This window comes from Acinetobacter sp. AL9 (genome assembly GCF_041464035.1).
Taxonomy (GTDB): domain Bacteria; phylum Pseudomonadota; class Gammaproteobacteria; order Pseudomonadales; family Moraxellaceae; genus Acinetobacter; species Acinetobacter towneri.
Genome location: NZ_JAYFSK010000276.1, coordinates 1 through 252, shown reverse-complemented (window position 1 = coordinate 252; position 252 = coordinate 1). Strand labels below are relative to the sequence as shown.

At 46.4% G+C, this 252-nt stretch carries 1 protein-coding gene; it reads left to right on the top strand.

Annotated elements, in window-relative coordinates; translation table 11 throughout:
* Positions 1-16: 16 nt before the first annotated feature.
* The gene (gene tnpB / locus ACEO2X_RS14685) at positions 17-133 is read left to right on the top strand and encodes an IS66 family insertion sequence element accessory protein TnpB (RefSeq protein WP_371972218.1); all 117 of its coding nucleotides are present in this window, start codon (positions 17-19) and stop codon (positions 131-133) included.
* The last annotated feature ends 119 nt before the right edge of the window (positions 134-252 follow it).

Genomic DNA, 252 nt, shown 5'->3' with positions numbered 1-252 from the left:
ACCGCATTGTGCTTACCTGTTCTGTAATAAACGTGGCCATCGCATGAAAGTGTTGGTACATGATGGACTGGGCATCTGGCTGTGTGCCCGGCGGCTGGAACAGGGCAAATTTCACTGGGCTCAAGTTTGTTAGCGGCAATGTAAAAATGACCCCCCAACAGCATTTGAAAATTGACCCCCTTGGTTAATATAGTGGTCTTTTTGGACTGCTCAACATGTTAACTTTGGAGCAAGCAGTGACAATCCAAATAC